General features: G+C 72.1%; 11 protein-coding genes. 6 read left to right on the top strand and 5 right to left on the bottom strand.

Features of this window, described 5'->3' with window-relative positions; genetic code table 11:
• Position 1: 1 nt before the first annotated feature.
• Together QTI33_RS30380 and QTI33_RS30375 are read right to left on the bottom strand one after the other, a co-directional pair.
• Positions 2-661, bottom strand: a complete 660-nt coding sequence (locus QTI33_RS30380; RefSeq protein ID WP_286510288.1) for a glycine zipper 2TM domain-containing protein — start codon at positions 659-661, stop codon at positions 2-4.
• A 25-nt stretch (positions 662-686) separates the two neighbouring features.
• Positions 687-1,520: an amidohydrolase family protein gene (locus tag QTI33_RS30375; protein ID WP_286510287.1), complete on the bottom strand. Its 834-nt coding sequence runs from the start codon at positions 1,518-1,520 to the stop codon at positions 687-689.
• Between the two features lie 130 nt (positions 1,521-1,650).
• Here QTI33_RS30375 and QTI33_RS30370 point away from each other — a divergent pair, with 130 nt between their 5' ends.
• The 6 genes from QTI33_RS30370 (at position 1,651) to QTI33_RS30345 (ending at position 8,974) form a co-directional block, all read left to right on the top strand.
• Entirely contained in the window at positions 1,651-5,145 is a 3,495-nt protein-coding gene (locus QTI33_RS30370) for a response regulator (protein WP_286510286.1), read from the top strand.
• The gene (locus tag QTI33_RS30365; protein ID WP_506555364.1) at positions 5,142-6,002 is read left to right on the top strand and encodes a CheR family methyltransferase; all 861 of its coding nucleotides are present in this window, start codon (positions 5,142-5,144) and stop codon (positions 6,000-6,002) included. The genes QTI33_RS30370 and QTI33_RS30365 overlap by 4 nt, the downstream gene beginning before the upstream one ends.
• The gene (locus QTI33_RS30360; RefSeq protein ID WP_286510285.1) at positions 5,999-6,598 is read left to right on the top strand and encodes a chemotaxis protein CheB; all 600 of its coding nucleotides are present in this window, start codon (positions 5,999-6,001) and stop codon (positions 6,596-6,598) included. The genes QTI33_RS30365 and QTI33_RS30360 overlap by 4 nt, the downstream gene beginning before the upstream one ends.
• Positions 6,588-7,793, top strand: coding sequence for a hybrid sensor histidine kinase/response regulator (locus tag QTI33_RS30355; RefSeq protein ID WP_286510284.1), 1,206 nt, complete (start codon positions 6,588-6,590; stop codon positions 7,791-7,793). The genes QTI33_RS30360 and QTI33_RS30355 overlap by 11 nt, the downstream gene beginning before the upstream one ends.
• 91 nt (positions 7,794-7,884) lie before the next feature.
• Positions 7,885-8,241 (top strand): response regulator, encoded by a 357-nt coding sequence (locus QTI33_RS30350; protein ID WP_286510283.1) that lies wholly within the window; start codon positions 7,885-7,887, stop codon positions 8,239-8,241.
• 7 nt (positions 8,242-8,248) lie between these two features.
• Positions 8,249-8,974, top strand: a complete 726-nt coding sequence (locus tag QTI33_RS30345; protein ID WP_286510281.1) for a hypothetical protein — start codon at positions 8,249-8,251, stop codon at positions 8,972-8,974.
• Positions 8,975-8,979: 5 nt separating this feature from the next.
• Here the strand turns inward: QTI33_RS30345 and QTI33_RS30340 are convergent, their stop codons facing one another.
• The 3 genes from QTI33_RS30340 to QTI33_RS30330 all read right to left on the bottom strand — a co-directional run bounded on the left by QTI33_RS30340 (position 8,980) and on the right by QTI33_RS30330 (position 12,306).
• Positions 8,980-9,198 carry a hypothetical protein gene (locus QTI33_RS30340; protein WP_286510280.1) on the bottom strand — a complete coding sequence of 73 codons (219 nt, stop codon included), beginning with the start codon at positions 9,196-9,198 and terminating at the stop codon, positions 8,980-8,982.
• A 178-nt stretch (positions 9,199-9,376) separates the two neighbouring features.
• Positions 9,377-11,368, bottom strand: coding sequence for an ATP-binding response regulator (locus tag QTI33_RS30335; RefSeq protein ID WP_286510279.1), 1,992 nt, complete (start codon positions 11,366-11,368; stop codon positions 9,377-9,379).
• Positions 11,365-12,306 (bottom strand): ABC transporter substrate-binding protein, encoded by a 942-nt coding sequence (locus QTI33_RS30330; protein ID WP_286510278.1) that lies wholly within the window; start codon positions 12,304-12,306, stop codon positions 11,365-11,367. The genes QTI33_RS30335 and QTI33_RS30330 overlap by 4 nt, the downstream gene beginning before the upstream one ends.
• Between the last annotated feature and the right edge of the window lie 110 nt (positions 12,307-12,416).

Genomic DNA, 12,416 nt, shown 5'->3' with positions numbered 1-12,416 from the left:
GTCACTTGCGGCCGTCGGCCGGCTGCAGCACCTTGCCCTTGAGCGTGACCGCCTTGCCGAGCGGCGGCGCGGTGGCGGTCTCGACCGTGCGCAGCGAACCGTCCTGCATCCGCACGCCGACCTCGTAGACGGTGGCCGTGTGGTAGCGCTTCTCGACCTCGTTGCCTGCGAAGCCGCCGCCCACCGCGCCGATCACCGTCGCCGCGGTGCGGCCGTTGCCATGGCCGATCTGGTTGCCGAGGACGCCGCCCAGCACCCCGCCGGCGACCGCGCCGACGCCGGTGGCCGGCACCTGGCGCTGCATGGGGCGGACCGACTCGACGTGGCCGCAGGTGGCGCAGACCGGAACAGGACGCGGTGCCGCGGCGGCCGGCACTGGCGCCGTCGGCGGCGGCAGGACCTCGGGTGCCCGGACGGGTGCGGGCGCTTGCGCCACCGCCGGTGGCGGCGCGGCCGGCACCAGGCCGGGCTGGCCGTCATCGGGCGCCTGCACGGGCGGCGCGCCGGCCACCGTGGCGGCCGGCGCCGAGGCCGCGTCGCGGCCCGCCTGGTGCAGCAGCACGCCGCCGAGCGCCGCGACCGCCACGGCGAGGGCGCCGATGGTGCCCCACATCGCCTTCAGCGAGCGGCTCGGGGGAGATGGCAGGGGGGTGGCGTCCATGGCAGTTCCTTTCCGGCGCCGCGGCTCAGTCGCTCCATCCCAGAAGCCGCCGGGGCGTTTCCCAGAACAGTCTCCGGCGCTCGCCGGCGTCCGGAAAGAGCTCCGCCATCAGATTCAGCTGTAGGCCATAGTCGATTCGTTCGGTCGCCCGCAGGTAGGGCCAGTCGGAGCCCCAGAGGCAGCGCTCGAGCGTGAACGCCTCGGCCAAGGCCCGCACATAGGGCCAGACATCCTCATGCGGGTGCGGCCGGCCCGAGAATTTCGCGAAGCCCGAGAGCTTGACGAAGGCGTTGCCCGATCGCCCCAGGGCCAGCAACGCCTGGAAGCCTGGCTGCTGCAGGCCGGCCGCCACATCGGGCCTGCCGCAATGGTCGATCAGGATCGGCACGCCGGCATCCGCCAGCAGCGGCCGCAGGGCGGGCAACTGGTCGCGCTCGACCTGCACCTGCAGCAGCAGGCCGAGCTCGCGCAGCTTGCCGATCAGCGCGCCGGCGCCGAGGTAGTACTCGACGCCGAGGAAAGAGGGATTGAAGGCCACGCCCACGATGCCCTGCGCCTTGAGTGCGGCCAGCGCCCCGAGCGCGATGCCGTGGTCGACCACCGCGACCCCCTTCATGCGGCCCTGGCTGCGCGCGATGGCGTCGAGCAGGCAGGCGTTGTTGTCCGTGCCGTAGCCGGAATTGGGGCCGACCACCAGGGCCCGCTGCACGCCGTGGGCCGCCATCACGGCCAGGAAGAGTTCGGCCGAGCCCGTCTCCTGGCCCGCCGGGGCGTAGTGGGTGTCGCTCGCATAGGGGAAGCCCCGGGGATCGAGGATGTGGTTGTGGCAGTCGATCTTGGGTTCGTCGAAGATGTTCATGGGCCAAGGGTAGCGCGGCGCTGGCGCATCGCCAGGCGCGCCGGCCCAGTTCGCGGCCTTATCCGACAGGCCGCCGCCGCCGGGTCTGGCACGCTTGTCGGGTTTTGCTTTGTCCATCCCTGCGCCTCCCATGAAAACTCCGTCCGCGATCGACCCCGAGGAATTCCAGCGCCTGCTCAGCCGCAACCTGAAGCTGCCGCTGCTCGGCGGCGTGGTCGGGGCCGTGGTCTTCGTCGGGCTGATCCTGTACCTGCTGTCGGTGATCGGCTGGGTCGAGCACACCGACCGCGTCACGGGGAGCGCGACCGAGCTGCAGCGCCGCAGCATCGACATGGAGACCGGCATGCGGGGCTTCCTGATCACCGGCGACGAGAGTTTCCTGGAGCCCTACGACAACGCCCTGGCGCGCGTGAAGGACGACTTCGGCGCCTTGAAGGCGCTGGTGTCGGACAACCCCGCGCAGGTGACCCGGGTCGACCGCATCGCCGCGCTGCAGGCGGCCTGGAACGACTTCGCCCGCGAGACCATCGCTCTGCGGCGCAGCGGCGGCGACTACCAGCAGGCGGTGAGCCTGGGCCGCGGCAAGCGCCTGACCGACGACATGCGCGCCGACTTCGCGGCCTTCGTCGACGCCGAGCGCAACCTGCGATTCCAGCGCAACAACGAGGCCAACAGCACCAGCGTCACGATCGTCGCCCTGTTCGTGCTGTTCACGCTGGCCTCCACCGGCCTGCTGGCCTATTTCGGGCGGCGCCAGCTGCTGCGCCTGTCGGGCAGCTACGACGCGGTGCTGGGCGAGCAGGCCGCGCATGCCGAGCTGCTGCAGCAGCAGGCCTGGCTGCGCGGCGCCCAGACCGAGCTGAGTGCCGAACTGGTGGGCGAGCCCGGCGCCCAGGAAATGGGGCGCAAGGTGCTGGCCTTCTTCTCGCGCCATGTCGGCAGCCTGGTCGGCGCGATGTACCTGCGCGAGCGCCATGGCGCGCTGCACCGGGTCGCGAGCTATGGCTTCTCGAGCGCGGCCGAGGCCTCGCCACAGGTGTTCGCCCCCGACGAGGGGCTGGTCGGGCAGGCGGCGTCGCAGCGGCGATTGATGCGGGTCGAGCCGGTGCAGGCCGACTACCTCAAGGTGAACTCCGGGCTCGGCGAGATGGCGCCGGCGGCCGCGGTGCTGCTGCCGGTCCAGAACGACGGCATCGTCAACGGCGTGATCGAGCTCGGCCTGCCGCGCCCGCCGAGCGAGCGCGACCTGCAGCTGCTCGACCTGGTGGGCAGCGCCATCGGCAGCGCGGTCGGCGCGGTGCGCTACCGCCAGCAACTGCAGGACGCGCTGGCCGAGACTCAGCAGCTCAACGAGGAACTCCAGGTCCAGCAGGAGGAGCTGCGCACCGCCAACGAGGAACTCGAGGAGCAGTCGCGTGCGCTGCGGGCCTCGCAGGCCACGCTGGAGAACCAGCAGGCCGAACTGGAGCAGACCAACAGCCAGCTCTCGGAGCGCACCGAGGCGCTGGACCAGCGCAATGGGGCGCTGCGCCGGGTCCAGCGCGACCTCGAGGAGCGGGCCGACGAGCTGCAGCGCGCGAGCCGCTACAAGTCCGAGTTCCTGGCCAACATGTCGCACGAGCTGCGCACGCCGCTCAACAGCGCGCTGATCCTGGCCAAGCTGCTGGGCGACAACCCGCGCGGCAACCTCGACGCCGAGCAGGTGAAGTTCGCCGAGTCGATCTACGCCTCGGGCAACGACCTGCTGGTGCTGATCAACGACATCCTGGACATCGCCAAGGTCGAGGCCGGCAAGCTCGACGTGGTGGCCGAGGAGGTGCCGCTGGCCCGGCTCGGCGAGAGCCTGCGGATGAACTTCGCCCCGCTGGCGGGACACAAGCAGCTCGGCTTCCGGCTCGAGGTCCGGCCCGACGCGCCGGCTTCGCTGGTCACCGACCGGCAGCGGCTCGAGCAGGTCCTCAAGAACCTGCTGTCGAACGCGCTCAAGTTCACCGACCGCGGCGAGGTCGCGCTGACCGTGTCCGGCACGGCCGATGGCGGCGCCGCCTTCGCGGTATCCGATTCGGGCATCGGCATCCCGGCCGACCAGCAGGAGGTGATCTTCGAGGCCTTCCGCCAGGCCGACGGCACCACCAGCCGGCGTTATGGCGGCACCGGCCTGGGCCTGTCGATCTCGCGCGACCTGACCCGGCTGCTCGGCGGCACGCTGGGCGTGCACAGCGTGCCCGGCACCGGCAGCACCTTCACGCTGCAGCTGCCGGCGCGCTCGCCGCAGGCCGACGCGGCGGCAGCGCCCAAGCCGGCGCCCCCTTCGCCGGCCCGCGCCGATCTGCCGCCGGCACCGGCGGCGCCGGCGGCCCCGGTGGCCCCGGTGGCCCCGGTCGCGGCGGCGATTCCCGCGCCCCAGTTCGCCGACGATCGCGCGTTGCCGCGCGACCAGGCGCGCCGGGTGCTCGTGATCGAGGACGAGCCGCAGTTCGCCCACATCCTCTACGACCTCGCGCACGAGCTCGGCTACCGCTGCCTGATCGCCCACGGCGCGGCCGACGGCTTCAGCCTGGCGACCCAGTTCCTGCCCGACGCGATCCTGCTCGACATGGGGCTGCCCGACAGCCCCGGCCTCGGCGTGCTGCAGCGGCTCAAGGACGATCCGCTGACGCGCCACATCCCGGTCCACGTGGTGTCGGCCCAGGACAGCGCCGAGGCGGCGCTGCACATGGGCGCCATCGGCTATGCGCTGAAGCCGACCACGCGCGACCAGCTCAAGGCCGTGTTCCGCAAGTTCGAGGACAAGCTGACGCAGAAGGTCAAGGCGGTGCTGCTGGTCGAGGACGACGCGCTGCAGCGCGAGAGCGTGGTGAAGCTGATCGCCGACGACGACGTCGTGATCACCGCGGTGGCGTCGGGCGAGGAAGCGCTGGCGCTGCTGCGCAGCCGCGTCTTCGACTGCATGGTCACCGACCTGCGGCTGCCCGACATGCAGGGCAGCGAGCTGCTCAAGCGGATGGCGACCGAGGAGATCGTGTCGTTCCCGCCGGTGATCGTCTACACCGGGCGCAACCTGACGCGCGACGAGGAGGCCGAGCTGCTGCGCTATTCGCGCTCGATCATCATCAAGGGCGCGCGCTCGCCCGAGCGCCTGCTGGACGAGGTCACGCTGTTCCTGCACAAGGTCGAGGCCGACCTGTCGAGCGAGCGCCAGACCATGCTGAAGACCGCGCGCGGCCGCGACCGGGTGTTCGAGGGCCGGCGCATCCTGCTGGTGGACGACGACGTGCGCAACATCTTCGCCCTCACCAGCGCGCTGGAGCAGCGCGGCGCCACGGTGGAGATCGGCCGCAACGGCCGCGAGGCGCTCGAGAAGCTCGACCAGGTCGAGGACATCGACCTGGTGCTGATGGACGTCATGATGCCGGAGATGGACGGCCTCGAAGCCACCCGCCGCCTGCGCCGCGACCCGCGCTTCGAGAAGCTGCCGGTGATCGCCGTCACCGCCAAGGCGATGAAGGACGACCAGGCGCAGTGCCTGGCCGCGGGTGCCAACGACTACCTGGCGAAGCCGGTCGACCTCGACCGCCTGTTCTCGCTGCTGCGCGTGTGGATGCCGAAGATGGAGCGGCTGTGACGAAGACCGACCCGGCCGCGCCGCTGCAGGCGCTGCAGCCGCCGAGCGCCACGGAGATCGAGCTGCGCCTGCTGATGGAGGCGATCTACCTCAAGTACAGCTACGACTTCCGCGACTACACCGGCGCCTCGCAGAAGCGGCGGGTGCTGTATGCGCTGGGCCAGCTGGGCCTGCCGAGCATCTCGGCGCTGCAGGAGCGGGTGCTGCGCGACGCCGCGGTGTTCGCGCAACTGCTGCAGTACCTCACGATCCCGGTGAGCGAGATGTTCCGCGACCCGGCCTATTTCCTGGCGCTGCGCCGGCAGGTGGTGCCGGTGCTCCACACCTATGCCTCGCTCACGGTCTGGGTGGCCGGCTGCAGCACCGGGGAGGAGGTGTTCTCGCTGGCCATCCTGCTGCGCGAGGAGGGCCTGCTCGAACGCACCCGCATCTATGCGACCGACATCAATCCGGCCTCGCTCGAGAAGGCGCGCCAGGGCATCTTCCCGCTCGAATCGGTCCGCAGCTACACCGCCAACTACCAGCGCGCCGGCGGCCAGCGGGCCTTCTCGGACTACTACACGGCGGCCTACGACGCCGCCCGCTTCGACCCTTCGCTGTGCGCCGACGTGACCTTCGCCGACCACAGCCTGGCGACCGACAGCGTGTTCGCCGAGACCCACCTGGTGTCCTGCCGCAACGTGCTGATCTACTTCAACCGGCCGCTGCAGGACCGCGCGCTGGGCCTGTTCCACGAGTCGCTGTGCCACCGCGGCTTTCTCGGCCTCGGGGCCAAGGAGAGCATCGACTTCTCGGGCTATGCCGAGCGTTTCGAGGTGCTGTCGCGCGCCGAGCGCGTCTACCGGAAGGCGACATGACGCCGAGCCCCTTGCCTGCCCGGCGCATGGAGGCCGTGGTGATCGGCGCCTCCGCCGGCGGCGTCGATGCGCTGATCGCGCTGCTGGGCGGTCTGCCGGCGCATTGGCGGCTGCCGGTCGCGGTGGTCATCCACCTGCCCGAGGGCCACGAGAGCCGGCTGGCCGAGGTGTTCCGCCACCGGCTGTCGTTCGCCGTCCACGAGGCCGCCGACAAGGCGCCGGTCGCGCCCGGCGCGCTGTATTTCGCGCCGCCGGGCTACCATCTGTCGATCGAGCGCGACCGCTGTTTCTCGCTCAGCTGCGAGCCGCCGGTGCTGTTCTCGCGGCCGGCGATCGACCTGCTGATGGCCTCCGCCGCCGACGCCTACGGCCCGGCCCTGGTCGGCGTGCTGCTGACCGGGGCCAACGAAGACGGCGCCGAGGGCCTGCTGCGCATCCGCCAGGCCGGCGGCCTGACGGTGGTGCAGGACCCGGCAGAGGCCCTGGTGGCGACCATGCCGCGCGCCGCCATCGCCGCCCACACGCCCGATTTCGTGCTGCCCCTGCGCGACATCCGCGCACTGCTCCTGCAACTGGATTCCGCCCATGCCCATTGATGTCGAAAGCAAGCTGCTGATCGTCGACGACCTGCCGGACAACCTGCTGGCGCTGGAGGCGCTGATCCGCGGCCCGGGGCGGTCGGTGTACCGGGCCTCGTCCGCCGAGCAGGCGCTCGCGCTGCTGCTGGAGCACGAGTTCGCGCTGGCGATCCTCGACGTCCAGATGCCGGAGATGAACGGCTTCGAGCTGGCCGAGATGATGCGCGGCACCGAGCGCACGCGCCACATCCCGATCATCTTCGTCAGCGCCGCCGGGCGCGAGATGAACTACGCCTTCAAGGGCTACGAGAGCGGCGCGGTCGACTTCCTGCAGAAGCCGCTCGATGCCCAGATGGTCAGCAGCAAGGTGAGCGTCTTCGTCGACCTGTACCGGCACCGCAAGGCGCTCAAGCACGAGATCGACGCCCTGGCGGCCTCGCACCGCCGGCAGGAGGCGCTGGTCCAGCAGCTGCAGTGCACGCAGCGCGAGCTGGAGCACGCGGTGCGCATGCGCGACGACTTCATGTCGATGGTCTCGCACGAACTGCGCACGCCGCTCAACACGCTCTACCTCGAAACCCAGGTGCGCAAGCTGCACCTGTCGAAGAACAACACGGCGCCCTTCGCGCCCGAGCGCCTGCCGGCGATGATCGAGCGCGACCAGCGCCAGATCCAGAACATGGTGCGGCTGATCGACGACATGCTCGACGTCACCCGCATGCGCAGCGGCGCCCTGTCGATCCAGCCCAAGGCGACGGACCTGGCGCTGCTGGCGCGCGGCGTGGTCGAGAGCCTGGCGCAGCAGGCCGAGGCGGTGGGCCCGCCGATCCGGCTCGTGGCGCCGGCCGGCGTGCCGGGCGTGTGGGACGAGTTCCGCATCGAGCAGGTGCTGACCAACCTGGTCACCAACGCCCTGCGCTACGGCGGCGGCCGGCAGGTCGAGGTCAGCGTGCGCCAGGAGGGCGAGCGCGCGCGCATGAGCGTCAGCGACCAGGGGCCGGGCATCGCGGCCGAGGACCATGCGCGGATATTCGAGCAGTTCGAGCGCACCGACGACAGCCGCCGGCAGGCCCCGGGCCTGGGGCTGGGTCTCTACATCGCGCGCCAGATCGTGCGCTCGCACGGCGGCGAGATCGCGCTGGAGAGTGCGCCGGGGCGCGGCGCCACCTTCAGCGTGAACCTGCCGCTGCGCGCCGAAACGCCGGCGGCCTGAGAACCCGACGCCGCCGCGGGGCGGCGTCCTACACCGCCGCCGCGGCAGCGAGCCCGATACTCTGGAACTTTGCTTTGGCGGAGATTTGCAAGTGAACGTCCTGATCGTCGACGACAACCACGCCGCGGCGGACCTGCTGCAGGAACTGCTGGTGCTGCAGGATCACACGGCATGCTGCACCTACACCGGCCAGCAGGCGCTCGACGTGGCCGCCCACCAGCGCTTCGACGCCGCGCTGGTCGACCTGACCCTGCCTGATTTTCCCGGCACCGAGGTGGCGCGCCAGTTGCGCGCCGGCGCCCGCGGCGAGCCGCCGTTGCTGGTCGCGATCTCGGGCTACGCCGCCGACGAGGCCGTCAACGCCGCGGGGCTGTTCGACCACCACCTGCAGAAGCCGATCGATTTCGACGTCCTCGATCGCATCCTGGCGCGGCCGCTCGCGGGATGACTGCCCGATGAAGGCTTCGCCCGGAGCCCGCAGCTGGATGGCGGCCGGCGTGCGCCACGAGCTGCTGACCCGCGCCCTGCCGGCGCTGCGCCACGAGATGGCGGCCCCGGTGTCGGTGATCCGGATGGGCGTCCTGCTGCTCAAGCGCCAGCTCGCCAACGGGGCCGAGGCCGCGCCCGATGCCGCCGCCTTGGCCGAGCGCGTGGCGCTGATCGAGGACCAGGTGGCGGCCCTGGCCGGCGGCGTGCGCTCGTTGCGCGACTGGGAGCTGGCCACCCACGACGACGGCATCACGCGCAGCGCGCTGGTGGCCCAGTGCACCACGCTGATGCGGGTGGCGTTCGAGCTCAACGGCATCGGGCTGAGCCTGGGCGAGGGGCTCGCGCCGGTCGACGGCGAGCCGCGCTTCCCGGCCGCCGCGGCGCTGCGCTACATGGCGCTGGGGGCGCTCGGCCACCTGCACGACAGCGTGCCCAACCTGGGCGAGATCCGGGTCGAGGCCGAGGGCGACGACGCGCTGCGCTTCGTGGCCAGCCACGGCGCCGCGGAGCCGGTCGAGCCCATCGCCGGCGCCCACCGGGCGCCGCGCGCGCTGGCGATCGATGCCATCGCGCTGCAGGCGCTGGCCGACGGGCTGGGCTGTGCGGTGACGGTGGAAGGCGAGAGCGTGCGATTCGGGCTCGGAGCCGCGATGGACCCGGTCTCGACGGAGCCCGGCCGCGCGCCGGTTTGAAGCGCTCAGCGAAGCTGCGAACCCGTCGTGCCGGCCTCTGCGCCGGTGGCCATCGGGTTCATGCGGTCCTCGCACTCGGACATCATGCGGATGCTGCGTTTGACGCGGGCGGTCATCTTGTCGTTGAGGTGGTTCCAGCCACGGTACATCGGCACCACGACCAGCCAGCCGATGCCGATGACGCCGCCCAGCGCGCCCATGTACTCCCAGTGCATCGGTTCCATGTGTCCCACTCATCCTTCCGCAGCCTGCGGAGCCGGGGTAAAGACACAAATGGTATCAATGGTGCGCGACAAACATGGCGTTTCGCTGTGCCGGTGGCCGCGTCATTCGGGCGCTATGTCACAGCCAACCAACAAGTTGACGCGACAAGGAATGCTTTCGATTTCATCGCAGCGGCCGTCAGGCCATGACGGTGCTGCGCCGGGTCGCCAGCAGGGCCCGCAGCTTGGCCGGTGCCACCGGCTTGGTGAGCAGCATCACGCCGCCCTGGCGCAAGCGCTGCAGCGCCTCGGGCCCGGTGGCGCCTGAAACCAGCACCGGCAGCGCGTCCGGCTGCAGCCGGTGCGCCGCCGCCAGCACTTCCATGCCGTCCTCGTCGTGGGCCAGCTGCAGGTCGCACAGCACGACGTCGAAGTGGGCACCGCCGCTGCCGAGCCGGGCCAGGGCCTCGGCGCGGGTCGAGGCGCAATCGACCTGGCAGCCCCATTGCGTCAGCAGCGTCCGGCTGCCGTCGAGGATCGCCGGGTCGTCGTCCACCACCAGGCAATGCAGGCCCGCCAGCGGCGCCGAGGCCGGCGCTTCGGGCGCCGCCGGCAGCACCTCGCGCGGGCTCGCCAGCGGCAGTTCGATCGCGAAGGTGCTGCCGGCCTGCAGCGCCGAGCGCACCGAGATGCGGGCGCCGAGCAGGGCCGCGATGCGCGAGCAGATCGCCAGGCCGAGGCCGAAGCCCTGGCGGCGGTCGCGCTCGGTGTTCGCGACCTGGTAGAACTCCTCGAAGATGCGGGTCTGGTGGATCGGCGCGATGCCGACCCCGTTGTCGCGCACCTCGATGCGCACCGCGTCGCCGCGTCGCCGCGCCGTGACCAGCACCGTGCCGTCGGGCGGCGTGTGGTGCACCGCGTTGCTGACCAGGTTGCCGACGATGCGCAGCAGCAGCGCGGCATCGCTGCGCACCGCCAGGCCGCGGTCGCGCCACAGCAGCCGCACCCTGGCGGCCACCGCCGGCGCGGCGTGCCGGGCCTCGAGCTGGTCGAACAGCGTGGCCAGCGAGACGCCGCCGATCGCCGGCGTCAGCACCTGGGCGTCGAGCCGCGAGATCTCCAGCAGGTCGTCGAGCAGCACGCCCATGAACTCGGTCGCCTCCTGCAGCCGCAGCACTGCCGGGCGCTGGAGCGTCGAGGCGGTCGGCAGCAGGCCGTCGATGAACAGGCCCATGGCGTGCAGCGGCTGGCGCAGGTCGTGGCTGGCGGCCGCCAGGAAGCGGGCCCGGGAAAGCGCCGCCTGCTCGGCCTCGGCCATCCGCTGCAGCGCGACCGCGGTCGCTTCGCGCACCCGCTCCTCGCTCGCCTGGCGGTTGCGCTGCAGCCGCTCGGCCAGGCGGTTGATGTCGTGCGCCAGGTTGGCGAACTCGTGCCGGGCGCGGCGCGCGCGGGCGCCCGCTTCGCGCTCTCCCTCGTCCTCGGCCACCACGTTGCAGCGGGCGTCGAAGCGGCCCGACTCCAGCGCCGCCACGGTGCGCGAGATCCGCCGCAGCGGCTGGGCGACCGCGCGCGCCGTATGGCGCACCCAGGCCCAGGCGGCCAGCAGCGCGATCATCGCGATGCCGATGCCGGCCATCAGCGAGCGGGTGCGCTCGCGGTCGTAGGCGGTGGTGTCGCGGAAGGTCTGGACCAGGCCGATCGGCGTCTCGCCGGAGGCGGTCGACCCGGCCGGCGCGAAGGCGTTGGCGCGCGAGGCCTCGCGCAGCGTGACCGGCGCCGTGAACATGCGCAGCTGGGCCAGAGACGCGGTCTTCGGTCCGGCCGTGACGTAGACGCCGGCGCTGTTGCTGATTTCGACCCGTGTCACCTGGCCGCCGCGCAGGGCGGCGTTGGCGACGTTCTGCAGCGCCGGCAGGTCGCCGGCGTAGAGGCTCAGGTCGGACATCGCGGCCACCTGGCGCGCCACCGCCTCGCCTTCGGCATCGAAGGCCGCTTCGAGCGTCGCCAGCCGGCCCTGGGTGAACCACCCGGTCAGGGCCAGCGCCACCGCCACGCACGGCACCACGCCGAGCCGGAACAGGTCGCGCTGCAGGCTGGCGCCGACCACCAGCGACCGCCGCTCCGCCACCGGCGGGTCGCTGGCCCGGACGATCGCCGTGGGCGCGGCAAGGCCGTGGCTGGGGGCGGTCATCGCAGGGCGCTCACCCGGGCGGTCAGCTCGCGTTCGTCGGGCAGGCGCAGGCCGAGTCCGCGCGCCACGGTGGCGTTGACGCGCACCGTGGCCGGCGCAGCGACCTCGACCCGCACGCCGGGGGCCGTGCCGGACGGCGCCAGCTTGCGGCCGAGCAAGTGGGCCTGCTGGGCCAGCTGCCGCGGCGTCGACACCGCCGCGGCCAGGCCGCCCGAGCGCACCAGGCCGTCGCTGCTGCCGAACACCGGCAGGCCGGCACTGGCGCCGGCGCGCAGCACTGCCAGCGTGGCGGCCTGGTTGTCGCCGATCTTGTCGGGCAGCACCAGCAAGGCGTCGCTGCGCGACACCAGCAGGCGCAGCACCGCCGCCAGCGACTTGGCGTCCGGCGCGTATTCGACCTGCAGGTCCCAGCCCTGGCCGGCGCGCAGCAGTTCGCTCACGATCGGCTCCGACTCGGCGGTGGCGACGACGCCCAGCCGGCGCTTGGCCGGCAGCAGCGCATCGATCAGCGCCAGCTGGTCGGCCATCGCGGGCTCGCGCAGCAGCACCCCGATCGGGCGCTCCGGCCGCCGCAGGGCGGCCGCGCCCTTGAGGCTTTCGTAGTCGAGCCGGCTGAGCAGCGCGAGCACCAACGGATCCTGGCCGGGCCGCTCGATCGCCGAGCGCGCCGCGCTCAGGCCGATCGCCATCGTCAGGCCGGCCGGCGCGTGCTCCTCGAAGCTGCTCTCGCCGGCCGCCAGGTGAATCAGGTCGAAGCGGCTGTCGGCGTCCTGGGCGTCGCGCAGCTGGCGCACGAATTCGGCATGGGCGGCCGTCTCGTCGGCCATCAGCACCGTCAGCCCGGCCGCCTGCGCGCCGCCGCACAGCAAGGCTGCACAGGCCACGGCGACAAGAGCGCGCCGCGTTCGACGCAGCGTGGGAAAACGGTTGGCAAACATCGGGACTGCATCCGCAGAGGGGTGAGGAGACCAATGTACGGAGCCGGCTGTTTCGGCGCGATAAGGCAGAGGGCTTATGTCGCCTCGCAGCCTGCCGCATTGTGGGAAAG

The sequence above is a fragment of the Variovorax davisae genome, assembly GCF_030316845.1.
Classification (GTDB): Bacteria; Pseudomonadota; Gammaproteobacteria; order Burkholderiales; family Burkholderiaceae_C; genus Variovorax; species Variovorax davisae.
This window is presented reverse-complemented; position numbering and strand designations above follow the sequence as displayed.

What these genes read in the sequence shown, in the direction of transcription:
- QTI33_RS30380 (WP_286510288.1), bottom strand. Translation starts at nt 661, where the DNA reads ATGGACGCCACCCCCCTGCCATCTCCCCCGAGCCGCTCGCTGAAGGCG.
- QTI33_RS30375 (WP_286510287.1), bottom strand. Translation starts at nt 1,520, where the DNA reads ATGAACATCTTCGACGAACCCAAGATCGACTGCCACAACCACATCCTC.
- QTI33_RS30370 (WP_286510286.1), top strand. Translation starts at nt 1,651, where the DNA reads ATGAAAACTCCGTCCGCGATCGACCCCGAGGAATTCCAGCGCCTGCTC.
- QTI33_RS30360 (WP_286510285.1), top strand. Translation starts at nt 5,999, where the DNA reads ATGACGCCGAGCCCCTTGCCTGCCCGGCGCATGGAGGCCGTGGTGATC.
- QTI33_RS30355 (WP_286510284.1), top strand. Translation starts at nt 6,588, where the DNA reads ATGCCCATTGATGTCGAAAGCAAGCTGCTGATCGTCGACGACCTGCCG.
- QTI33_RS30345 (WP_286510281.1), top strand. Translation starts at nt 8,249, where the DNA reads ATGAAGGCTTCGCCCGGAGCCCGCAGCTGGATGGCGGCCGGCGTGCGC.
- QTI33_RS30340 (WP_286510280.1), bottom strand. Translation starts at nt 9,198, where the DNA reads ATGGAACCGATGCACTGGGAGTACATGGGCGCGCTGGGCGGCGTCATC.
- QTI33_RS30335 (WP_286510279.1), bottom strand. Translation starts at nt 11,368, where the DNA reads ATGACCGCCCCCAGCCACGGCCTTGCCGCGCCCACGGCGATCGTCCGG.
- QTI33_RS30330 (WP_286510278.1), bottom strand. Translation starts at nt 12,306, where the DNA reads ATGTTTGCCAACCGTTTTCCCACGCTGCGTCGAACGCGGCGCGCTCTT.